Source organism: Streptomyces sp. NPDC012510 (assembly GCF_042955065.1).
Taxonomy (GTDB): domain Bacteria; phylum Actinomycetota; class Actinomycetes; order Streptomycetales; family Streptomycetaceae; genus Streptomyces.
The window spans coordinates 199,282-219,884 of sequence record NZ_JBIBEN010000009.1; the positions used below are offsets into that span (position 1 = coordinate 199,282).

The window sequence follows — 20,603 nt, forward strand, 5'->3', positions numbered from 1 at the left end:
GCCATGGCCGTCACCACCCCCACAGAAAGGTCAGGTTCCATGCGCGACCAGCATCAGGCCGACCGATCCCCCGCACTTGTCGGCCGTGGCTTCTACCTCGGCTCGATGCTCAGGGAGGCCGCCGACCGCCACGGCCCCGTCTTCGTCACCCTGGACCGGCCCCTGGACGTCGACCCGGACCTCGGCACCGACCTCTCCTACACCGCCCTCGCCGATCTGGTCGACGCCCTCTCCGGCCGTCTGTGGGAAGCGGGTGTCCGCCCCTCCGAAGAGGTGGTCGTCCACAAGACCGACAACGTCGACATCGTGCTGCTGACCTGCGCGGTCTCCCGTATCGGCGCCGTCCCCGTGCTGCTCTCGCCCGGCCTCGCGGGCCCCGTGGCCGGACAACTCCTCGAACGCCTCCACCGGCCCTGGCTGCTCACCGACCGGGCCACACTCGAAGGCACCCTGGGGGACGTCGAACTCACCGGCCTGGTACGGCGCACGCTCTGCGTCGACGAGGCCCCCGGCGCCGAATCGCTGGGGAAGTACGGGGGCGCCCCGACCCCGGCAGCCGTGCGCCTGCACCCCCGCGAACCCTCCCTCATCACCCACAGCTCCGGCACCACCGGCGTCCCCAAGCTGGCCGTGCACTGCCCGAACACCATGTGGAACCGGCTCGTCCCGCAGAAGGCCATGGGCTGGCCCACCCGGGGCGAGACCGCCGCCCTGCACATGTCGTTCGTGCACTCGCGCTTCTACCACCTGCTCGGCGTCCTGCTGCACTTCGGCAGCCCACTGGTCCTGATCATCGATCCCGAGCCCTCGAACGTGGGCCCACTGCTGGCCCGCCACCGTCCCGGCATCGTCGAGACCCACCCCAACACCTTCGTCCTGTGGGAGGAGTTGGCCGACGCGCCCGGCGCCCCGCTGTCCCGCGTCCGCTCGTACGGCTCCACCTTCGACGCCATTCACCCGCGCACCGTGCGGCGGCTCCTGGACGCGTCCCAGAGGCGCTCGCCCTGGCTCGTCCAGTTGTACGGGCAGAGCGAGACGGGCCCTGTCGCCTTCCAGTGGTTCACCCGCCGCAGCGCCGCCCGCGCCGACGGCCGACGGGTCGGCATCGGTATCCCCGGCTTCACCCGCGTCCGCGTCGCCGACGACGCCGGGCGACGGGTCGCCCCCGGCACCCCCGGCCGTATCGAGGCCCGCACCCGGGGCCGCATCCTCACCTACCTCGGCGCCCGCGAGCGCTATCAGCGCCAACTCGACGGCGGCTGGTGGCAGATGGGCGACATGGGGTACCAGAGCCGCTGGGGCGCGCTCTACCTCATCGACCGCGAGATCGACCAGATCGACTCCGTGCACAGCAACCTGGAGGTCGAGGACACGCTGATGTCCCGTCTTGAGGAACTGCGTGAGGTCGTCATCGTGCCCGGCGCCGACCGTGAACCCGTACCGGTGGTGTGCGTGCGCGGCGAACGCCCCCTGGACCTGCGGCGCTGGCACGAGGCCACGGTCGACCTGCCGGCCATGGCCGAGCCCCGGCAGTGGCGGTTCGAGGAGCTGCCGATGACCTCCACCTGGAAGGTCAAGCGGGTCGAGCTCACCCGCATGCTCACCGAGAGCACCCGCGTATGACGACCCGGGTCCTCGTCGTGGGCGCCGGCCCCGTGGGCCTCTCCGCCGCCCTCGCCCTGCGCGCCCACGACCTTCCCGTCACGCTGCTCGAAGCCGACGCGGAGGGCCGCGAACGCCCCGGCAGCCGTGCCCTGTTCGTGCACCGCGAAACCCTGGAACTGCTGGAGGGGATGCGTCCGGGACTCGCCGACGAGATCGCCGCCTACGGGCGGACCTGGCACACCAGGCGCACCCTCTACCGGGGCCGCGAGGTCTACGCCCGTACCTTCCCGCCGCCCACCGGCACCCCGCCCTTCACCAGCCTCCGTCAGATCGACACCGAGCGCTTCCTGCTCACCGCGTGCCGGGACGCGGGCGTGGAGTTCGTGTGGGGCGCGCGCATCACCGGCGTACGGACCGACCCGGCGGGAGCGACCCTCACCGGCGAGGACGGCCGCACCTGGACGGGCAGTCACGCGGTGGCCGCCGACGGCGCCCGCTCGGCCGTACGCCGCGAACTGGGCATTCCGCTGGAGGGCACCCACGGCGAGGGATTCCACGTCGTCGTGGACGTCGCCGACATCCCCGGCGCGGCACTGCCCCTGGAGCGGGTCTTCCACTACGAGCACCCGGCGCTCGGTGGCCGCAGTGTCATGCGGGTGCCGTTCACCGGCGGCTTCCAGCTCGACCTCCAGTGCCGCGACGACGACGCGACGCGGGAGTACGGCACCCGCGAAGCCGTAAGGCGCTGGCTTCCCGAGGTCGTCGGCGACGGATACGACGAGCGCGTCCTGTGGGTGTCCACCTACCGGTTCCTGCGCAAGGTCGCCGCGGCCTTCACCGACCCCCACCACCGGGTCCTGCTGGCCGGCGAGGCGGCGCACCTCTTCCCGCCGTTCGGGGCGCGCGGCATGAACAGCGGCATCGCGGACGCGGCCGCCGCGGCCCGCGCGATCGCCGACGGCACACCCGCCGCGGTCGCCGCCTTCGCGGAGGTCCGCCGGTCGGCGGCTCTGTTCAACAGCGCTGCCGCCGGCACGGCCCTGGACCATCTGAGGCCCCGGCGGCGTATCGTCCGCGTCAAACAGCGGGCCGCGGCGGCCCTCGCCCCCGTGGTGCCCCGATGCGGCGCCTGGCTGGAACACGCGCCCTACGGGCCCCGGCACGGCTCTCCGGCCGTCGCGGGCCGCAAGTACTGAACCGGAAAGACCCCAGGAGCACCGAGTGACACAACCCGCCCTCGCGCAAAGTCTGCTGACCTGGTCACCCGAACACGGCTTCGTCCCCGGCCAGGCACAGGGTGGACGCCTCCTCGTCGCGGACTCGTGGCTGCTGCGCGACGGACGGATGCGTGGCTTCGACCGGCACCGCGAACGGTTCCTGCGGTCCTGCGGCGAGTGCGGCGCACCCCCTCCGGGGCGGGTCGTCGACTTCTGGCAGGACATGACCCGCGCGCTACCGCGCACGGGGGAGTGGTTCCCCCGCGTCGAACTCTGCGCGGGTTCCCTGGAGTTGCGGCTTCTGCTGCGGCATGCACCGCCCCTCACGGCCGATGTCCGGGTGTGGGCGGCCGGCCAGCCCGACCCGCGCACCGTGCCCCGCCGCAAGGGCCCGGACCTCGACGTCCTGGCCCGCGTCCGCAGACGGGCGTCCGGTGCGCAGGCCGACGAGGCCGTGCTCATCGCGCCCTCCGGCCTGGTGCTGGAGGGCGCGAGCTCCAGTCTGCTGTGGTGGGAGGACGACGCCCTCTGTCTGCCCCCGCCCCGGCTGCCGCTCCTCGCCGGGGTGACCAAGACCCTCATCCAGGAACGGGCCGCCCGCACCGGCGTCCGGGTCTGCCACCGCGAGCGTTCCCTGGCCGAGCTGGACGGCCGTGAGGTGTGGCTCGTCAACGCCCTCCACGGCATCCGCCCGGTCGCCGCCTGGACCGGGCGCCCGATGACCCCGGGCCCGGCCGTGTACGCCCAGGAATGGCGGACATGGCTGGACGGCCTCATGGAGCCCCTGCCGGACCACTGAATTCACAGCCCCCGACGGGCGTGGAGAAGCGCCGGGCCGAAGGAAATTCGGCCCGGCGCTCGAAGGCGTTTTTGAATTGATGGGAAATGTGTTCCCGGCGATTTCCGGACTACTTCTGGGCGGGCTGGTAGGCCCCCGGCGCCATGCGGGTCGCTATGGCGATCCGGTTGTACGCGTTGATCACGGTGGCCGCCCAGATCAACGCCGCGACCTGCTCCTCGTCGAACACCTCCGCGGCGTCCGCGTAGACCTCGTCGGGCACATGGCCGTCGTGCACCAGCGTCACTGCCTCGGTCAACGCCAGGGCAGCGCGCTCGCGGGCGGTGAAGAAGGGGGTCTCGCGCCAGGCACTGAGCGCGTAGATCCGCTGCTCGGTCTCGCCCTGCGCGCGGGCGTCCTTGGTGTGCATGTCCAGACAGAACGCGCAGCCGTTGATCTGTGAGGCACGAATTCTGATCAGTTCGAGGATCTCCGGCTCGACCTTCGCGTCCCGCGCCGCGGAAACGGCGGCGCCGTGCAGGGAGCCCATCGCCCCGGACACATCGGGGGTGATTTTCTTGAGGGCCACGCGAGATAGGGAATCGCTGTTGCTCATGGGGAGAACTCTATATCTGCATAACTCGCTGTGTAACTGTTTCGTCTCGACGTGGGCAGGACCACAACCGTCGTCGCCCGACGGATGTCTAGGGAGACACAAGCAGCGAAACGCGCGAAGGGGGAAAGGACCGCCATGGGGGACATAGGAAGAAGAAGCGCCGTCGCACTCGCCGTCACCGGCCTGCTGACGCCGCTCACACTCGCCTTGGGCGCCGCGCCGGCGCAGGCGGCGAGCTGTACGACGTCGAAGGGGCCCTACCAGAAGCAGGTCGAGAAGTTCCTCGGCCGGCCGGTCGACGGCAAGCAGTCCGCCGCCGACTGCAAGGCCATCAAGGCCTTCCAGACCAAGCACGGCATCACACCGAACATCGGCTACGCGGGGTCCGTCACCTGGGGCGTGATGGACCTCATGAACAAGCAGAAGGCCGTCGGCAAGAACCCCAACAAGGCCGGCAAGTGCCCGACCAACAAGGGCCGGATCGCCTGCGTGAACCTCACCCTCCAGCTGAGCTGGATCCAGGACGGCAAGAAGCTCGTGTACGGGCCCGTCCCGGTCCGCACCGGCCGCAACGGTGACGAGACCCGCACCGGTCTGAAGAAGATCTACTGGCGGAACATCGACCACGTGTCGTCGATCTACGATGTGCCCATGCCCTACGCCCAGTTCTTCGACGGCGGTCAGGCCTTCCACCAGGCCGGCGTCAGCATGTGGAACCCGCCGGGCTCCCGGGGCTGCGTCAACATGACCAAGACCGACGCCAAGAAGTACTGGTCGCTGCTGAAGAACGGCGACGACGTCTATGTGTACGGCCGCAAGCCGGGCACCTGATCCCAGGCACCCGGCCGACGCGCGGCCCTACTCGGGCGCGTCCCCGAAGTCCGGGATCTCCAGCCGCACGCCTCCCTGCCGCGCCGACTCGTGCGCGACGATGCCCGGCAGGGTGTAGCGGGCGGCCACCCACGCGTTCACCGACGGCAAGGTGCGGCTGTTGACCGCGGTCACGAAGTCGTCCACCAGGAAGTGGTGGCTGCCCTCGTGCCCGTTGTGCAGATGGTCGAACTCCCGGGGCAGCCGCGCACGGTCGTGCACGGGGGCCGACCCCGAGGTGAAGGCGGCCCGCAGTTCCGGTGCGATGTGCCGCAGTGACGGGTCGTCAGGGGACAGGGTGGGCTTGGGCTCCAGCAGTTCACTGATGTCCTTCACCCCCTGCTTGTCCTGCCACAGGGCGACCGTGGCGAGCTGCTCCATGCTCGCCTCGGTACCGAAGAAGCGGAAACGCGACTCCCGTATGTGCGAGGGATAGCCGACCCGCCGGAACTCGTTCGTCCGGAACGAGCCGCCGCCCGCCACCTCGAACAGCGCGGTGGCGTTGGAGAAGTCGTTGCCGAACTGGCTGATCCCCGTGTCGAAGACGCCGTCGCCCCGGTCGTCCACGACACCGATCGCCGACACGCTGACCGCGTGCGTCCTCCAGGCACCCAGCACCCCGCCGATCGCGTGGGTCGGGTAGAGCAGCGGGGGATAGCTGGCCGTCGCCTTCCAGTTGTCGCCGCCGCTGTACCGGTACGCCTCGTAGAAGCCGAGGTCCATGTCGTGCACGTAGTCGCCCTCGGCGTAGAACAGCCGGCCGAAGGCGCCATCGGCGATCTGGTTGCGGGCGTGGACCGTGGCCGGGTTGTACTCGCTGGTCTCGCCCATCATGTAGGTCAGCCCGGTGGCCTTGACCGTGTCGATGATCGCCGCGATCTCCTCCGCGCTGATCGCCATGGGGACCGCCGAGTACACGTGCTTGCCCGCGGTGAGTCCCTGCAGCACGAGCGGCCCGTGCGTCCAGCGCTGGGTGAAGATCGCGACCGCGTCGACCTTCTCCGACTCCAGCATGGCCTGGTACGACGGAAAGGTGCCCGCGAGGCCCTGCGCGGCGGCGAGTTGCCCGGCCCGCTCGGGCAGCAGGTCGGTGACGTAGACGTCGCCGACGCCGGGGTGGGCCTGGAACAGTGTGGCGAACTGGCCCGAGAACTGGCCGGCGCCGACGATGCCGAGGGAGAACGTCATGGAGGGGTTGCCCTTCATCGGTAGGGGGATCATTGCGAAAGGATCAGGTTGATCTGGTCGTTGGTCTCGTCGAGGCTGCTCACCGGCTTGCCGTTGCCGTAGATGTCCTCCATCGCGGGCTTCATGAGGGCCGTCATGTCGGCCGAGTAGCTGGCGATCGGGTACGAGAAGGTCCTGGAGTGCTGCCTGTCGGCCACGGGTTCGGTGAAGGACGACACGTCGATGCCCTTCTTCCGGTAGGCGGCGACGGCGGCCTCGGTCCCGGCGGGGGTGGCGGGGAAGACGACGCCGTAGCGGCCGACGATCTTCTGGCACTTGTCCGAGGCCAGGTAGGCCACCCACTCACGGGCGCCCTCCTTGTTCTCGGAGGCCTTGGTGATGGAGTCGGCGAGGCCGTTCATCATCGTGGCGCGCCTGCCGGTCGGCCCGACCGGAGTGAGAGCGGTCCTGATGTCGCGGCCCTTGAAGCCCGCGTATGTCGTGATCATCCAGGCGCCGTCGAACGCGGTGGCGGCCTTGCCCGCCGCGACCTGGGTGTTCGCCTGGTTGGACTGGACGTTGTAGTCGGACAGGGGCGGCATGTACCCCTTCTTCGCCAGCCCGAAGTACCACTGGATGACGGACTGGAAGGTCCTGCTGTCGTACTGGTACTTCGTGCCCCAGCGCGGCTTGTCGAGGTAGCTCCATCCGGCGGAGGCCGCGAAGTTGCTCCACTGGGTCTGGCCGTCGCCGTAGCCGCCGCCGTTGCTGGCCAGGCCGTACACCTTCACGTTGTCCTTGTCGAAGCCCGGCTCGTCGCCCCGCCTGCCGTTCCTGTCGACGGTGAGGCGGGCGACGGCCTTCTCGAAGGTGCCGCCGTCCTCGGGGTTCCAGGAGAGGCTGTTCATCTGCTCGGCGGTGAGGCCGGCGTCCTTGGTCAGCTTCTCGTCGTAGAAGAGCGCGACGGTGTCCCAGTCCTTGGGGGCGCCGTACCGGTGGCCGTCCTTGCCGATCCAGTTGGCGGCGAGCCCCGGCTGGTAGTCGGAGTCCTCGATGCCGAGGTCGTCGAGCGGCTCCAGCACCTTCAGATCCACGAACTGGCCGAAGTTCTGGATGTGGTCGGTGAACACGTCCGGCTGGGTGCCCGCGATGAACCCGGCGGTGAGCTTGGTCCAGTAGTCGCTCCAGCCCAACTGGGTGATGCTCACCCGCAGTCCGGGGTTCTCCTTCTCGAACCCCTTGGCGCAGGCCTGGTAGGCGGGCAACTGGTTGGCGTCCCACAGCCAGTACGTCACGGTGTCCGAGGACGTGCCGGTGCCGTCGCCCTGGGCGCAGCCGGTCACCAGGGACAGCGCCAGCGCTCCGGCCCATGCGGTCAGCGTACGAAGTCGCATCAGTGGTCCCTCACTTGATCCCGGTGAAGCCGATGGAGCTGACGATGCGGCGGGCGAAGCAGGCGAAGAGCACCAGCATCGGGAGCGCGGCGATCAGCGTCGCCGCCGTGAGCCCCGACCAGTCCACGCCGGTCGCCGGGGTCTGCGCCCGGAAGACCGCCAGCGCCACCGTCAGCACCCGGGAGTCGTCGCTGTAACTGACCATCAGGGGCCAGAAGTAGTCGTTCCAGGAGGTGATGTAGGTCAGCACGGACAGGGTGATGATCGGGGTGGACGCCATCGGCAGGACGACCCGGAAGAAGATCCTGACCTTCCCGGCCCCGTCCAGCAACGCGGCCTCCTCCACCTCGTGGGGGATGTTCAGGAAGAACTGCCGCAGGAAGAACACCGCGAACGGGGTCATGAAGAGGCTGGGCAGGGCGATGCCGAGCAGCGAGTCCACCAGGTGGAGCTGTTTGATGAGCACGAAGTTCGGCAGCAGGGTGAAGATGGTCGGCACCATCAAGCCGGCCAGGAACAGCCCGAACACCTGGTCCCGGCCCCGCCAGCGCAGCCGGGCGAAGGCGTACGCGGCCATCGCGGAGAAGAAGATCTGACAGCCGGTGATCAGCGTAGAGACGATCACCGAGTTGAGCAGATACCGCCAGAAGTCGAGCCCGCCGCCCGCTCCGCCCTGCGCGACCGCCTCCTCGGTGGACTGGAGCCCGAAGGCCCGCGCGAACCCGCTGCCGGTGAGATCGACCGGCAGCGGGTTCGCGGGGTCCGCGTTGAGCCCGGCGTTGGTGGAGAGCGCGGTCCGCAGGATCCAGTAGAACGGCAACAGGGTGACGAGGACGATCAGCCACAGCACGGTCCAGGCGGTGGCCCGCCCGAGGGAGAGGCGGCGGTGCGTCGGCCGTACGGCCGGCTCCGTGGTGGGGGGTGCGGCGGGCTCCGCCGGTGTGGTCATGGTGGCCATGTGGGTGTCTGCCTTCCGTCAGCCGAGGTCGCTCCGGCCGGCCCGGGTGAGCCGGTACTGCAGGACGGTGATCGCGCTGAGCACGATCAGCAGGGCGACGGACATCGCCGAGGCGTAGCCGAACTGGAAGCGTCCGAAGGCGGATCCGTAGATGTAGAACTGCAGGACGTTGGTCGCGTTCGCGGGACCGCCCGCCGTGGTCACCGCCACGGTGTCGAACACCTGGAACGAACCGATCACCGTCATGATCAGCACCACCGCCAGCACCGGACGCAGCAGCGGCATGGTGACGCGCCAGAACATCCGCCACTCGCTCGCGCCGTCCACCCTGGCCGCCTCGTACACGTCGTTCGGGATCGCCTGGAGCCCGGCGAAGAGGAGCAGCGCGGTGTAGCCGACGTGTCGCCACACGTTGATCAGGGCGATGGTGGGGATCGCCCAGGTCTCGTCGGCGAGGAAGGGGACGCGGTCCATGCCGACGGCGCTGATGATCTCGTTGCCGATGCCGAGCTGGGTGTCGAGGATCCACAACCAGACCAGGCCGGCGACCACGTTGGACATCAGATACGGCGTGAGCACGATGCCCCGCAGCAGGGCCGACCGCGTCAGCCGCTGGAGGAGTACGGCGATGGCGAGCGCGGCGACCGTCTGCACACCGATGTTGAGGACCACGTACTCGACCGTGACCGTCAACGAGTCCCAGAAAATGGGGTCGTTGACCATCCGTACGTAGTTGTCGAGGCCCACCCACTCCGCCGGGGTGAGCAGGTTGAAGCGGGTGAAGCTCAGGTAGATCCCGCGCAGCGTCGGCCACAGCAGGAACACCAGGAAGCCGAGCATCGCCGGGGTGATGAAGACGGCGGCCAGGGCGCCGTCACCTCGCCGACGGATCGGTGGACTGCTGGAGGCGATGGTCATCGGTGCTCCCTCATCGGCGGCGGTACTCAGGCTCCGGCCACTTACTTTCGTGGCGAAAGAATTGTGGCGTCAAGAGGGGCGGTCGCAGATCTTTCGGGGGTGGTTTCCTAGGCTTGCTTTGGCCTTGTTATTTCCATGACGGAAGAAACATGGTGTGGGAGTCTGACCCTCATGACCGCACTCGCTGCCAGTTGGCCGCCACTCAGCCCCGGGGAACGCGCGGTGGCGATCGAGGTGCTCGTGCACGGCCCGCTCTCGCGCACCGAGCTGGCTCGTCGGCTCGGCCTGTCCGCGGGCAGTCTCACCCGGCTGACCAAACCCCTGATCGAGTCGGGGCTGCTGGTGGAGACCGTCGACGGCGCCGCGCTCCCCGAGGTCCGTCAGGGGCGCCCCTCGCAGCCGCTGGACATCGTCGCCGAATCCCGCTCCTTCATCGGCTTCAAGATCACCGACGACATGGTGTACGGCGTGGTCACCACGCTCAGGAGTGAGATCGTCACCCGCCACGACCGCCCGCTCACCACCCATGAGCCGGAGCGGGTCGCCGACCTGCTCGCCGAGATGGCCGGCGAACTCGCCCGCACCGTCCCCTCGCTCTCCGGCATCGGCATCGGGGTCGGCGGTCTCGTGCGGCGGCGCGCGATCGTCGGTGAGTCACCCTTCCTGTCGTGGCGTGACGTCCCGCTGGCGGAACTCGTCGAGGAGCGCACCGGGCTGCCGGCGGTCGTCGAGAACGACGTGGCCGCGCTCGTCGAGGCCGAGACCTGGTTCGGTGCGGGGCGCGGCCTCGACCGGTTCGTCGTGCTCACCATCGGCGCGGGGATCGGTTACGGGCTCGTGCTCGGAGGCGAGCGGGTGGTCAACGCCGAGGAGGACCGCGGCTTCGGCCGCCACTGGATCGTGGACCCCGCCGGACCGCTCACCCCCGACGGGGAGCGGGGCAGCGCCGTCTCGATGCTGAGCATCCCCAGCATCCGGTACCAGGTCCGGGCGGCGACCGGGCGCGAGGTGACGTACGAGGAGATCCTGGCCGGAGCCGCCGAGGGGGAGCCGATGTGCGCGCGGGTCATCGGGGAGGCGGGGCGGGCGCTCGGCACGCTGCTGGCGCAGATCTCCAACTTCGTGATGCCTCAGAAGATCCTGCTCGCCGGGGAAGGCGTCGGGCTGGTGGAGGTCGCGGGGAAGGCCGTGGACGAGGCCGTCCGCGCCCATCGTCATCCGCTGGCCGTGCCGGTCCCGCTGGAGACCAAGGTGTCCGACTTCCACGACTGGGCGCGGGGAGCGGCCGTGCTGGCCATTCAGGTGCTCGTGCTCGGGACGGCGGAGGCATAAACGCAGCGTGATCAGCTTCACGGTCCGTAATGTCTGAAGTGGGACCTTTACTCACATCGACTTCACGTTCGAGGACATATGGTTTACACCATGTCCACCACCCCTGATGTCGTCCTGGAAAGATCGGATAAACCGGCAAGAACGGCCGCCGAGGTCAATGAGGAGATCCGGGCGCTCTGGTTCCGGAGCGGCGGCACGTTGAACAGGGAGCAGCGGAGCGAGTACGAGCGGCTTGTCCTCGAATGGGCGGCGCGCTCCGCCGGATGAGCCCGCGCGGGGCCGGTCCTTCCCCGCCCCTCGGGGGCGCACCCGGTGGGCGCGCCCGAGTGTGGCACTCAGCCCCAGCTCTGTGAGTACTGGCGGCGGTATGCCTGCCTGTCCTGTTCCGTGCGGATGAAGCGGGTTGCCGCCAGGGCCACCAGGCTGCCGGCGACGACCAGCAGACCGGGGCCCACGGTGCGGGGATCGGCGAGGCGGTCGAGGAGGTCGGAGGCGGCCTGGATGGACTCGACCTGTTCCACGGCGCCCGGTTCGGCGGCGCCGGGGGCAGCGGCGCCCTGGGAGTCGTCGTCCGAGGAGCCGTCGGCCGCCGCCGACGGCTGGACGGCGGACTGGGGCAGGCCCGTGAGCTGGACGCCGAGCTCCTCCAGGGCGTCGGAGAGCGGCTGGAAGAACGTCGTGCCGCCCCGCGCGCAGTCGCCGTTGCCACCCGAGGTCACACCCAGGGCGACGCCCTCGGAGAAGAGCGGACCACCGCTGTCACCCGGCTCGGCGCAGACCGTGGTCTCGATGAGTCCGGTGACCGTGCCCTCGGGGTAGTTCACCGTGGCGTCCAGGCCGGTGACCTCGCCGTTGCGGAAGCCGCTGGTGCTGCCGCTGCGGAAGACCCGCTGACCGACCGCCGCGTCACCCACGGAGGTGATGCGCACCCCCTGGCCGTCACCGACGGCGACGACGTTGGTCGAGTTGCTCGGCGCGTCCTGGAGGTACTGGACGAGCGAGTAGTCGCCGCCGGGGAAGTCGGATCGGGTCGTCCGGCCGATCTCCTGCCGGCCCTGGTTGTCAGAGAACCAGACGGAACCGGTGGGACCGCAGTGCCCGGCGGTCAGCATGAACTCGTTCTCGCCGTCGGTCACGTTGAAGCCGATCGAACAGCGCCCGCCCGTGCCGAAGATGGGCTGGGCGCCGTTGAGGCGCATCGTGTACGCGCCCTTGGTGCGCTCCATCCGCACGGACCCGCCGATCTCCTCGGCCAGGCCCGTCAGCTTCTTCCAGTCCTCGGCGGAGACCGTGCTGTCGGCCCGCACCACGACCTCGTTGGAGGCGGGGTCCACGGCCCAGGAGGTGCCCGACACGCGGGGAGCCGAACGCAGTGCCTCCGTGGCGGACTTCAGGTCCTCGGCGCTGTACTCGACCATCTTGGGGCGGGCGCCCGCCTGCTCGACCTCGGCCGCTGCCTTCTCGTCCGTGACGGCGACGACCGGGCTGCCGTCCTCGGCGATCCAGGTCCCCGCCGTACGGGAGGAGCCGAGTTCGTCCACCAGGCCGTTGCCGGTGCCGGACGCGGCCAGCACCGAACTCCGGGCCGCGGGCGGAGAGGTGGCGGGCTCGGTCGCCATCGCCGCCTGCGTGACCATCAGGGCTCCGCAGAGCAGTCCACCGACGGCCGTCAGCCGCGCCACCCGCTTCACGACTCGTCGTCGTGCGTGCCTCATTACCTGGCTCCCGAACCCCGTCCGACACGGTGTCAACACCGCCAGGGCGTCCGGTCCTTGAGCGCCCTCCTTCCATACGTACGGTGGTGGTCGGGTGTTCACCGGTCGGCGTCGACGAACCCCGGCGTCCGGCTCATGGCGATCGCCCGTGTGCCGGCGGGATGATGCGGCGTACGGGCGGTGCTGATTCCTTGTTGAGTCCATACAACATCTGGCGGTGCTCCGGGGTGTCACCGAGCTCGGAGAGCGTCGTCGGCCGGATGCCGGACGTCCGGCACCTGTCGACGTACGGCTGGAAACGTGCCAGGTAGGAGTCGCTGACGTCCGGGTGGAGCCTCACCCGGCCGATCGTCAAGGGCGCTTGCCTCCCACTCCGCAGTACATGGCCACTTCCTCCGGTTCCCGCGAGGGGCACCCGACGGCCGGGTCCGGGCGCCAGCGCGAGCACGAGACGACACCGGGATCGAGCAGTTCCAGCCCGTCGAAGAACCGGGCGACCGCCTCCGGGGTGCGTTGGGTGATCGGCGGTGTGCCGTGCGCGTTCCACCAGGCGACGGCGGCGTCCACATCGGGCAGGCCGGGACCGGTGATGGTGTGCGAGAGCGCCAGGTGACTGCCGACAGGCAGGGCGTCGACGAGCCGGCGCACGATGCCGTACGGATCCTCCTCGTCCCCGATGAAGATCACCACGCTGAGCAGCATCAGCGCGACGGGCCGGGCCAGGTCCAGGGTCCTGGCCGCGTGTTCGAGGATCGCGTCGACGTTGCGCAGGTCCTCGTCGACGTGGTCCGTGCGCCCCTCGGGTGTGCTCGTCAGCAGGGCGCGGGCGTGCGCCAGGACCAGGGGGTCGTTGTCGACGTAGACGACGCGTGACTCCGGCGCGATCCGCTGCGCCACCTCGTGGGTGTTCTCCGCGGTCGGCAGGCCGGTGCCGATGTCCAGGAACTGCCGGATGCCCACGTCCTCGACCAGGTGCCGTACGGCCCGCCCGAGGAACTGCCGGTCCGCGCGGGCGTAGTCGCCGATGCGCGGATGCAGTCGGCGTATCTCGTCCCCGGCCGCCCGGTCGACCTCGTAGTAGTCCCCGCCGCCGAGCCAGTAGTTCCAGATCCGCGCCGCCGCCGGCCGCGTGGTGACGATGCGGCTGTGCAGCGACGAGGAGGGGAAGCCCGAGGCTGCCGGGTCGTCCGTCACGGATCAACTCCTGGATCTGCTGTGAAGGTGCTCCATCCAACGGGCAATGTAGACCCCGTCGGCCGGCTCGCGCCCTCACTTCCTCGATCTTCAACCGGGGAAGAGCCGTCGGACCCCTTCTACTAATCAGTAACCCTTGTGTAGTCTCCCGGCCACCGTTGGGCATGACCATGACGAGTGCGGCGAAGGTTCGATCAACCTCGCCGCTTTGACATGAGAAGGAGACGAACATGAGAGCAAGCGGTGCGGGACGCCGCATCACCACGGTCGCCGCGGCGGCCGTACTGGGTCTGGGAGCTTCGGTGACCGCCGCGGTTCCGGCGACCGCGGCGCCCAGCCGGGCCGCGGCCGGTGCGGTCGCGGCCGCCGAGGTCGACTACGCGACCTGGCAGTCGGACGTGAAGGCCGTCATCGACACGGCCACCCCCTACGTACAGCAGCGCACCACGAACTCCTCGGGGCAGAAGCTCGCCATCGTCTTCGACATCGACAACACGACGCTGGAGACGCACTACACCCCCTGGTACAAGCTGCCCACCCCGGCCCTGAAGCCCTCACTGGCGCTGGCCAAGTACGCCAAGTCCCGTGGGGTCGCCGTCTTCTTCGTCACCGCCCGTCCGGGCATCATCGAGAGCGTCACCGAGTGGAACCTCGAGAGCGTCGGCTACCCCGTCGACGGCCTCTACGTACGAGACCTGCCCGACCTGTTCGCCGAGGTCTCCGCCTACAAGACCGCGTCGCGCGCCGACATCGAGTCGGACGGCTACACGATCATCGCCAACGTCGGCAACAACACCACCGACCTCGTCGGCGGCCACGCCGAGCGCACCTACAAGCTGCCCGACTACGACGGGCTGCTCGACTGACAGTGCCATGCCTCTCGTTCACCGTTCGCTCCACGGGTACGGCCGCCGGTCCACCGCCGACGGCCGTACACCCCCGGCCCGTCGCGAACGCGGTGTCGCGCGGCAGGCGCCCCTTTCGCGACAGCCCTAGACTCCCGCCATGGCGGAGGACACCTCACTCGACGCGCTAGGCACGGGCAAGTACCTGCTGATCACCACCTACCGTAAGAACGGCACCGGCGTGCCGACTCCGGTCTGGGTGGTGCGGGACGGTGACGCGCTCGCCATCTGGACGGTCGCGGACTCCTGGAAGGTCAAGCGCATCCGCAACCGCGCCGACGTACTCGTCGGCCCCTGCGATGTGCGGGGCAACCCGACCGGCGGTTCCGTCCCAGCCCGTGCCGAGATCCTCGACGCGGCCGGTTCCGCCGCCTGTCGCCGGCTCATCGCCCGCAAGTACGGTCCCCTCGGCCGCCTCACCCTCCTCGGCAGCAGGCTCCGCCGGGGCGCCGACGGGACGATCGGCATCAGGATCACCCTGACGGAGTGAGCCTCCGTCACGGGCGGTCGCCCGTGTGTCCGGTGCGCCACGCCCACGCCGCGATCTCCACCCGGTTCCGGGCGGCGAGCTTGAGCTGGATGTTGCCGAGGTGGGTCTTGACCGTGGAGAGGGAGACGAACATCGAGGCGGCGATCTCGGCGTTGGTGTGCCCGAGCGCCACCAGACGTACGACGTCGAGTTCCCGATCGGTCAACGGCTCCCGCGGACGCGGGGCCTCGGGGCCGGCGGGGACCGGGTCCGCCTCCGTCTCCGCCGTGACGTGCTTCAGGAGCCGGACCGTGACCGACGGCGACACCAGCGAGTCGCCCACCGCCGCCGCCCTCACGGCCTCGGCCAGCAGGGTCGGCCCCGAGTCCTTGAGCAGAAATCCGCAGGCGCCGCCGCGCAACGCCCCGTAGACGTACTCGTCGAGGTCGAACGTGGTCACCACCACCACCCGCAGCGGATCGGCCACACCCGGACCGGCCAGCAGCCGGGTCGCCTCCAGACCGTCCAGCTTCGGCATCCGGATGTCCAGCAGACACACATCCGGCCGCACCTCACGGGCCAGCCGCACCGCCGTCTCGCCGTCGGCGGCCTCGGCGACCACGGTGATGTCGGGCTGCGCGTCGAGGAAGAAGCGGAAGCCGGTGCGGACCATGTCCTGGTCGTCGGCGATCAGGACCCGGATCGGGCTGCGGTCGTTCATGGGCGCATCATGCCTGAAGAAGAAGCCCGGGAGCGGAGAGCCTGAAGGGTGAAGGGGACGGCTCGACGAGGAGGCGTCAGTCGGCTTCCTGGGCCCGCTCCGCCGTCACCTTCCGCAGCAGCGGTCGGCTCCCGGCCAGCCCCGCGAACATGGTGGCCGTGCCGAGGGCGACACAGAGGGCGAGGCGCACGGCCCCCGACGCGTCCGGCTCCAGGTGCAACATCTCGTTCACCTTCATCCCGCCGTAGATCCCGGTCGCCGTCGTACCACCGGCGAGGACCACCAGCGGCAGCGCCGTCTCCCGTATCCGCGCCCGGTCCAGCACCTTCAGCGGTGTACCGGCCAGCCGCAGCAGGGCGTACACCCGGCGCCGGTCCAGGACCGTGGCCGCCGCGGTGAGTCCGGCGGAGGCGGCGGCGACGAGGAAGCCCAGGGCCAGCACCGCGAGCCCCATCTCGCCGATGAGCCGGGTCGCGGTGTCGACCTCGGCGTTGACGTACTCCTGGGTGTACGGCAGGTTTCCGGGGGAGAGGGAGGACAACGCGGTAGACGCGATGTCCATCTGCTGCTGACCGCCGCGCACATGGGCCACGATGCCCTCCTCGCCGTTCAGCATCTCGTTCCAGGCGTCGGGGTCCGCCGTCTCCACGCTCGCCCTCACCCCTGCGTCGGCGAGCAACTCTCCCGCTTTCACGGCGAGTTCACGTACCTCTCCGTGATCCGTCCGCACCGCGACCTGGCCCCGGTAGTCGTAGCCCGCGAGGCCGACCTGCCCGACGGTGAAGAACCCGGCCACCAGACCCGCGAGGACCAGACCGCTGACCGTGCGCCAGGCGCCGCGGGGATCGTCGCTGAGCCGACGCGCGGCCAGCAGCGTCGCGGGACGGCGCGCCAAGCGGCTCAGCAGCCGGCCCAGCATGTCGACGACCCAGGGGCCCAGCGTCCAGAACGCCCCGTACACCAGGACGATCAGCGCGAGTATCTGTCCGGTGCTCAGCCGGCCGCTGTGCGCGGTGACCGTCACGTACAGCCCGATGGCGACGAACAGCACCAGCCGGATCAGCTTCGTCCGGCGCGGATCGGCCTGCTGGGCCACGCCCAGCGGGGAACGCGCCACCCCGCGCAGCGTCGTCATCGCGCTCACGCAGGTGAGCGCGGCCACGGCCGTCACCACCGTGAGCAGCCACGGCACCCCGACCCACAACTCGTCCGTGTACCAGGTCCCGATGCCGTACGGCACCCGCGCGAGGAGCGGCACCAGAAGGGTGTACACGACCGCGCCGAGGAGACCGCCGGCCAGGCCCACCGCCGCCGACTCGACGCCCGTCATCGACAGGATCTGCCGGGGTGTCGCTCCGGCCAGCCGCAGGGCGGCGAGCCGCTGCTCACGGCGCGCGGCCCCCAGGCGTCCGGCGGCCGAGGCCAGCACGATCACGGGGACGACGAGGAGGGCGCCGCCGAGCGCCGCAGCCTGCTGGTCGAAGGCGGTGAACACGCTCGGCGCGGTGCCGGTGAAGCCGTTCACGCGGGCGCGGGAGGCGAGGGTGGCCAGCGTGACGTCTTCGGCGGCCCGGGTGATCGCGGGGTCGGTGGGGGTGCGGCCGATGACGGCCACGAGTTCCCGGGGAGAGGCGAGTCCGGCTTCGCCGATCGTGCCGTAGTCGGTCGTGGTCGGGAAGCGGCCGGCGAGACGTGTCGCCGGCAGCTCGCGCATCAGCTCCGCCAGGGCGGGGGACAGATACGTGCGCCCCGGTGCGGGGAAGTGGGCCAGACCGGGTGGGGCGGGTGTCGCGGCCCGGTTCGGCAGCTGGGCCAGGGAGACGACGCTGACCGGCCGGTGGTCCACGTACGTCGTGCCCAGTGTCTGTACGGCGGTCGCCTGCTTCGCCGCCACGGCGTCGGGGGTGCGCCAGGCCGTGCGGTCGGCTCGGGTACCGGAGCCCAGGTAGGCGGTGAGGAGGATCAGGAGGACGAGGGCGCCGGTGCCTGCCGCGGCGGCGGAGAGGAGGTGGCTCTGCAGGCCGCGCCGTCCGGAGGCGCGGGCCAGGTGCCAGGTGAGGGGGAGGACGGGGGAGCGCATTCGTTGTCTCCGGGGGATCGGGGGCGAGGGCGAGGGGGCGGGCTGCCCGAGAGCTCGGTCGGATCGGTTCGAGGGCGGGTGCGGGGCCGTTCGTGGCTTGTCACGCGGTTCCCCGCGTCCCTCGAGTGCGCTCACACGACCGTGTACTGGCTGTAGCCGGCGATCCGGCCGTCCCTCACCCGGAGGACGCGGTCGCAGTGGGCGGCCACCTCGGAGTCGTGGGTGACCATGACGAGGGAGGCGCCCTGGTCGCGGGTGACCGAGGTGAGGAGGCGGATGACCTCCTCGCCCGTGGCCTGGTCGAGGGCGCCGGTGGGCTCGTCGGCGAAGACGACGTCGGGCTCCACGGCCAGGGCCCGGGCGATGGCGACCCGCTGGGCCTGGCCGCCGGAGAGCTGCCCGGGCCGGCGGTGTTCCAGTCCCGCGAGACCGAGCGGGGCGAACCAGCGGCGGGCCCGCTGCACGGCCTGGCGCCGGGGTACGCCCTCCAGCATCAGCGGGAGGGCGACGTTCTCCTCGGCGGGCAGCTCGGGCAGCAACTGGCCGAACTGGAAGACGAACCCGAACCGCCCCCGGCGCAGCGCGCTCAGCTTGTTCTCGCCCCATTGGTCGATGCGTTCGCCGCGCAGCAGTACCTGGCCCTCGTCGGGGCGGATGATGCCGGCGAGCGTGTGGAGGAGGGTCGACTTGCCGGACCCGGACGGGCCCATGATGGCGAGGGACTCGCGCTCGGCGACCGCCACGTCCACGCCCGCCAGAGCGGTGGCGGGGCCGTACTTCTTGATGAGGCCGCTGCCGGCCAGGACGGTGCTCATGAGGTGCGGTACGGCCCCTTCTACTTGCGCTCGAACTTCCAGGTGACGCTGGAGGCGTCGGCCTTGACGACGGTGACGGGGATGGACAGGTCCTTGCCGTCGCCGTCCTTCGCGGTGCACGTCACCCTGGTGCCGGCCACCGCCTTGAGGTCGGGGCACTTCACGACGGACGTGTCACCGCCGATCCAGGGCAGCGGGCTGTACTTCGCCGATGTGCGACCGGCGACGATGTTCCCGCTGAGCGCCTTCTGGCCGTCCACGGTGACGGTGGCGAACTTGTCGAGTCCGGTCGTGGACTCCGTGCCGCTCATCGCGTAGGTGAGGGCTCCGCCGCCGACGGCCACGGCCGCCACGGCGGCACCGGTGATGAGCATGGGTCTGCGTTCCATGAGTGCTCCTGGTGGAGAGGGGTGGGGTGCGGGACCCAACCTCTCCCGGCGGCTGGGGTCCGCACCTCGGCCGAACGGCCAGGCTTCACGGCCCGCCGGACGAACCCCCTCAGCCGTACGGCCGATACGGCGGTCGTCGGGGCTGCCTACTGTGATCCGCGTGAACCTCGCGCTCGGCACCAAGGAACCCGCGGGCGGCGACAGCGGCCGGCCGGCCCGCCCCGCCAGGACGGGCTGTGTACGCGTCGGCGGTGTCGTGGCCCTGGTCCTGCTGTGTCTGACCGACCCGCTCGTCCTCGGGGCGGACGACATGACCGGCTACCTCTGGCTGCACATGCTCGTGGTGGCGGTCGGCCTGGCCGCGCTGCTGTGGCCCGAGCGACGCCGCCCCCTCTGGCTGACCCCGCAGGTGCGGACGGGAGGCCCCGCCCTCGCCGCCGCCGCGAACGTGATGACCCTGCTGGTGACCCAGGAGCAGGGCGGATTCGGCCTCGGCCAGGCGGCCGTGCTGCTCTGCCTGCTGGTGATCGCCGTCCGCACCTGCCCGCCCGGCTGGGCGCTGGCCTGCGGACTGCTCGACGGTGTCGTGCTGCTCGCGTTGCCGCTGCCGTACTACGTCGTCGACCCGAACCCGAGCCTCCTCGGCTTGACCGCGCTGACCCTGCTGATCGGAGGTGTCACGGCCGCCGTCGGCGTCTATCTGCGCACCCTCGACCACCGCCGGAAGCAGGTCGTCACCGAGGCCCGTCGATCGGAGCGGCTCGCCATGGCCGCCGATCTGCACGACTTCGTCGCCCACCACGTCACCGGGATCCTGGTGCAGACCCAGGTCGCCCGGATGATGGCCGCCACCGCACCCGAGCGAAGCGAGATGGGGGTAGCCCCGGACGAAGTCTGGGGGAGCCTCGATCCCGTCCTCGCGGGCATCGAGCGGGCCGCGACCGAGGCGCTGGCCTCGATGCGCCGCACGGTCGGTGTGCTGCGCGACCACGAGGACGAGCCCGGCACCGCCGACCGCCGCCCGGCCGGCGATCTGGCGGGCATCGCCGAGCTGGTGGGCGGCTTCGACGGGGTCGGCGGTGTCGACGGCCGTACGGCCGTCCTGCGCCGTGATCCCTCCCTCCACGACGACGTGCCGCCCGAGGTGCAGGCCGCCGCCTTCCGCGTGGTGCAGGAGGCCCTGACCAACGTCCGTCGGCACGCCGCCGACGCCACCGAGGTCGCCGTGGCCCTGCGCTGCGCCGACGGGGACCTGGAGGTCTCGGTGCGCGACGACGGTCGCGGCGGGGCCCGCCTGCCGGAGGCGGCCCGGGGCGGCGGCTTCGGGCTCGTCGGCCTCACCGAACGCGTCACCGCGCTCGGCGGCCGCATTCGGGCCCGGCCGCGCGAGGACGGACCCGGCTGGGAGGTGGTCGCGGTGCTCCCGACCGGCCGCGTGGCCGCCGGGTGAGCTGAACCTC

General features: G+C 70.7%; 20 protein-coding genes. 9 read left to right on the forward strand and 11 right to left on the reverse strand.

The genetic code is table 11. The features are described from left to right. Positions 1 to 39 precede the first annotated feature (39 nt). The 3 genes from ACFY9I_RS19125 to ACFY9I_RS19135 are packed head-to-tail and all read left to right on the forward strand — an operon-like array spanning position 40 to position 3,621. Complete coding sequence (locus ACFY9I_RS19125) at positions 40 to 1,623, forward strand: AMP-binding protein (protein ID WP_391003014.1); 1,584 nt, start codon at positions 40 to 42, stop codon at positions 1,621 to 1,623. After that, the gene (locus tag ACFY9I_RS19130; protein WP_391003015.1) at positions 1,620 to 2,801 is read left to right on the forward strand and encodes an FAD-dependent monooxygenase; all 1,182 of its coding nucleotides are present in this window, start codon (positions 1,620 to 1,622) and stop codon (positions 2,799 to 2,801) included. Before ACFY9I_RS19125 ends, ACFY9I_RS19130 begins: the two co-directional genes overlap by 4 nt. Before the next feature lie 25 nt (positions 2,802 to 2,826). Further along, complete coding sequence (locus ACFY9I_RS19135) at positions 2,827 to 3,621, forward strand: aminotransferase class IV (RefSeq protein ID WP_391003017.1); 795 nt, start codon at positions 2,827 to 2,829, stop codon at positions 3,619 to 3,621. A gap of 109 nt (positions 3,622 to 3,730) precedes the next feature. On the opposite strand, the gene ACFY9I_RS19140 is transcribed toward ACFY9I_RS19135, so the two are convergent. Further along, positions 3,731 to 4,216: a carboxymuconolactone decarboxylase family protein gene (locus ACFY9I_RS19140; RefSeq protein ID WP_391003019.1), complete on the reverse strand. Its 486-nt coding sequence runs from the start codon at positions 4,214 to 4,216 to the stop codon at positions 3,731 to 3,733. 135 nt (positions 4,217 to 4,351) lie between these two features. On the opposite strand from ACFY9I_RS19140, the gene ACFY9I_RS19145 reads away from it, so the two are divergent. Beyond that, a complete protein-coding gene (locus ACFY9I_RS19145) occupies positions 4,352 to 5,047 on the forward strand; it encodes a L,D-transpeptidase family protein (RefSeq protein ID WP_391003020.1) in 696 nt (231 codons plus the stop codon). 27 nt (positions 5,048 to 5,074) lie between these two features. Here ACFY9I_RS19145 and ACFY9I_RS19150 read toward each other — a convergent pair whose 3' ends face one another. The 4 genes from ACFY9I_RS19150 to ACFY9I_RS19165 are packed head-to-tail and all read right to left on the reverse strand — an operon-like array spanning position 5,075 to position 9,523. After that, a complete protein-coding gene (locus tag ACFY9I_RS19150) occupies positions 5,075 to 6,274 on the reverse strand; it encodes a Gfo/Idh/MocA family oxidoreductase (RefSeq protein ID WP_391003206.1) in 1,200 nt (399 codons plus the stop codon). A 29-nt stretch (positions 6,275 to 6,303) separates the two neighbouring features. Next, on the reverse strand, positions 6,304 to 7,647 hold the full coding sequence (locus tag ACFY9I_RS19155; protein ID WP_391003022.1) for an extracellular solute-binding protein: 1,344 nt from the start codon (positions 7,645 to 7,647) through the stop codon (positions 6,304 to 6,306). A 10-nt stretch (positions 7,648 to 7,657) separates the two neighbouring features. After that, the gene (locus tag ACFY9I_RS19160; protein ID WP_391003024.1) at positions 7,658 to 8,605 is read right to left on the reverse strand and encodes an ABC transporter permease subunit; all 948 of its coding nucleotides are present in this window, start codon (positions 8,603 to 8,605) and stop codon (positions 7,658 to 7,660) included. A gap of 18 nt (positions 8,606 to 8,623) precedes the next feature. Continuing rightward, positions 8,624 to 9,523, reverse strand: a complete 900-nt coding sequence (locus ACFY9I_RS19165; RefSeq protein ID WP_391003025.1) for an ABC transporter permease subunit — start codon at positions 9,521 to 9,523, stop codon at positions 8,624 to 8,626. Positions 9,524 to 9,694: 171 nt separating this feature from the next. On the opposite strand from ACFY9I_RS19165, the gene ACFY9I_RS19170 reads away from it, so the two are divergent. Further along, on the forward strand, positions 9,695 to 10,855 hold the full coding sequence (locus tag ACFY9I_RS19170) for an ROK family protein (protein ID WP_391003027.1): 1,161 nt from the start codon (positions 9,695 to 9,697) through the stop codon (positions 10,853 to 10,855). A gap of 78 nt (positions 10,856 to 10,933) precedes the next feature. Then, positions 10,934 to 11,122 (forward strand): hypothetical protein, encoded by a 189-nt coding sequence (locus ACFY9I_RS19175; RefSeq protein ID WP_391003028.1) that lies wholly within the window; start codon positions 10,934 to 10,936, stop codon positions 11,120 to 11,122. Positions 11,123 to 11,190: 68 nt separating this feature from the next. Here ACFY9I_RS19175 and ACFY9I_RS19180 read toward each other — a convergent pair whose 3' ends face one another. Then, positions 11,191 to 12,570 (reverse strand): alpha-lytic protease prodomain-containing protein, encoded by a 1,380-nt coding sequence (locus ACFY9I_RS19180; protein ID WP_391003029.1) that lies wholly within the window; start codon positions 12,568 to 12,570, stop codon positions 11,191 to 11,193. A gap of 351 nt (positions 12,571 to 12,921) precedes the next feature. After that, on the reverse strand, positions 12,922 to 13,764 hold the full coding sequence (locus tag ACFY9I_RS19185; protein ID WP_391003030.1) for an SAM-dependent methyltransferase: 843 nt from the start codon (positions 13,762 to 13,764) through the stop codon (positions 12,922 to 12,924). Between the two features lie 230 nt (positions 13,765 to 13,994). Here ACFY9I_RS19185 and ACFY9I_RS19190 point away from each other — a divergent pair, with 230 nt between their 5' ends. Both ACFY9I_RS19190 and ACFY9I_RS19195 read left to right on the forward strand, forming a co-directional pair. Then, positions 13,995 to 14,630, forward strand: a complete 636-nt coding sequence (locus tag ACFY9I_RS19190) for an HAD family acid phosphatase (protein WP_391003032.1) — start codon at positions 13,995 to 13,997, stop codon at positions 14,628 to 14,630. 139 nt (positions 14,631 to 14,769) lie between these two features. Then, complete coding sequence (locus tag ACFY9I_RS19195) at positions 14,770 to 15,159, forward strand: PPOX class F420-dependent oxidoreductase (protein ID WP_391003034.1); 390 nt, start codon at positions 14,770 to 14,772, stop codon at positions 15,157 to 15,159. 7 nt (positions 15,160 to 15,166) lie between these two features. Here the strand turns inward: ACFY9I_RS19195 and ACFY9I_RS19200 are convergent, their stop codons facing one another. From ACFY9I_RS19200 to ACFY9I_RS19215, 4 genes are all read right to left on the reverse strand, one after another. After that, complete coding sequence (locus ACFY9I_RS19200; RefSeq protein WP_391003036.1) at positions 15,167 to 15,859, reverse strand: response regulator; 693 nt, start codon at positions 15,857 to 15,859, stop codon at positions 15,167 to 15,169. 76 nt (positions 15,860 to 15,935) lie between these two features. Beyond that, complete coding sequence (locus ACFY9I_RS19205; RefSeq protein ID WP_391003037.1) at positions 15,936 to 17,939, reverse strand: FtsX-like permease family protein; 2,004 nt, start codon at positions 17,937 to 17,939, stop codon at positions 15,936 to 15,938. Positions 17,940 to 18,070: 131 nt separating this feature from the next. Next, positions 18,071 to 18,754: an ATP-binding cassette domain-containing protein gene (locus ACFY9I_RS19210; RefSeq protein ID WP_391003039.1), complete on the reverse strand. Its 684-nt coding sequence runs from the start codon at positions 18,752 to 18,754 to the stop codon at positions 18,071 to 18,073. A 20-nt stretch (positions 18,755 to 18,774) separates the two neighbouring features. Next, positions 18,775 to 19,143 carry a hypothetical protein gene (locus ACFY9I_RS19215; RefSeq protein WP_391003041.1) on the reverse strand — a complete coding sequence of 123 codons (369 nt, stop codon included), beginning with the start codon at positions 19,141 to 19,143 and terminating at the stop codon, positions 18,775 to 18,777. Between the two features lie 160 nt (positions 19,144 to 19,303). On the opposite strand from ACFY9I_RS19215, the gene ACFY9I_RS19220 reads away from it, so the two are divergent. Next, the gene (locus tag ACFY9I_RS19220) at positions 19,304 to 20,593 is read left to right on the forward strand and encodes a histidine kinase (RefSeq protein WP_391003043.1); all 1,290 of its coding nucleotides are present in this window, start codon (positions 19,304 to 19,306) and stop codon (positions 20,591 to 20,593) included. Positions 20,594 to 20,603 lie beyond the last annotated feature (10 nt).

What these genes read in the sequence shown, in the direction of transcription:
- ACFY9I_RS19175 (WP_391003028.1), top strand. Translation starts at nt 10,934, where the DNA reads ATGGTTTACACCATGTCCACCACCCCTGATGTCGTCCTGGAAAGATCG.
- ACFY9I_RS19195 (WP_391003034.1), top strand. Translation starts at nt 14,770, where the DNA reads ATGGCGGAGGACACCTCACTCGACGCGCTAGGCACGGGCAAGTACCTG.
- ACFY9I_RS19125 (WP_391003014.1), top strand. Translation starts at nt 40, where the DNA reads ATGCGCGACCAGCATCAGGCCGACCGATCCCCCGCACTTGTCGGCCGT.
- ACFY9I_RS19155 (WP_391003022.1), bottom strand. Translation starts at nt 7,647, where the DNA reads ATGCGACTTCGTACGCTGACCGCATGGGCCGGAGCGCTGGCGCTGTCC.
- ACFY9I_RS19190 (WP_391003032.1), top strand. Translation starts at nt 13,995, where the DNA reads ATGAGAGCAAGCGGTGCGGGACGCCGCATCACCACGGTCGCCGCGGCG.
- ACFY9I_RS19130 (WP_391003015.1), top strand. Translation starts at nt 1,620, where the DNA reads ATGACGACCCGGGTCCTCGTCGTGGGCGCCGGCCCCGTGGGCCTCTCC.
- ACFY9I_RS19150 (WP_391003206.1), bottom strand. Translation starts at nt 6,274, where the DNA reads ATGACGTTCTCCCTCGGCATCGTCGGCGCCGGCCAGTTCTCGGGCCAG.
- ACFY9I_RS19160 (WP_391003024.1), bottom strand. Translation starts at nt 8,605, where the DNA reads ATGGCCACCATGACCACACCGGCGGAGCCCGCCGCACCCCCCACCACG.
- ACFY9I_RS19170 (WP_391003027.1), top strand. Translation starts at nt 9,695, where the DNA reads ATGACCGCACTCGCTGCCAGTTGGCCGCCACTCAGCCCCGGGGAACGC.
- ACFY9I_RS19180 (WP_391003029.1), bottom strand. Translation starts at nt 12,570, where the DNA reads ATGAGGCACGCACGACGACGAGTCGTGAAGCGGGTGGCGCGGCTGACG.
- ACFY9I_RS19200 (WP_391003036.1), bottom strand. Translation starts at nt 15,859, where the DNA reads ATGAACGACCGCAGCCCGATCCGGGTCCTGATCGCCGACGACCAGGAC.
- ACFY9I_RS19145 (WP_391003020.1), top strand. Translation starts at nt 4,352, where the DNA reads ATGGGGGACATAGGAAGAAGAAGCGCCGTCGCACTCGCCGTCACCGGC.
- ACFY9I_RS19205 (WP_391003037.1), bottom strand. Translation starts at nt 17,939, where the DNA reads ATGCGCTCCCCCGTCCTCCCCCTCACCTGGCACCTGGCCCGCGCCTCC.
- ACFY9I_RS19215 (WP_391003041.1), bottom strand. Translation starts at nt 19,143, where the DNA reads ATGGAACGCAGACCCATGCTCATCACCGGTGCCGCCGTGGCGGCCGTG.
- ACFY9I_RS19165 (WP_391003025.1), bottom strand. Translation starts at nt 9,523, where the DNA reads ATGACCATCGCCTCCAGCAGTCCACCGATCCGTCGGCGAGGTGACGGC.
- ACFY9I_RS19140 (WP_391003019.1), bottom strand. Translation starts at nt 4,216, where the DNA reads ATGAGCAACAGCGATTCCCTATCTCGCGTGGCCCTCAAGAAAATCACC.
- ACFY9I_RS19210 (WP_391003039.1), bottom strand. Translation starts at nt 18,754, where the DNA reads ATGAGCACCGTCCTGGCCGGCAGCGGCCTCATCAAGAAGTACGGCCCC.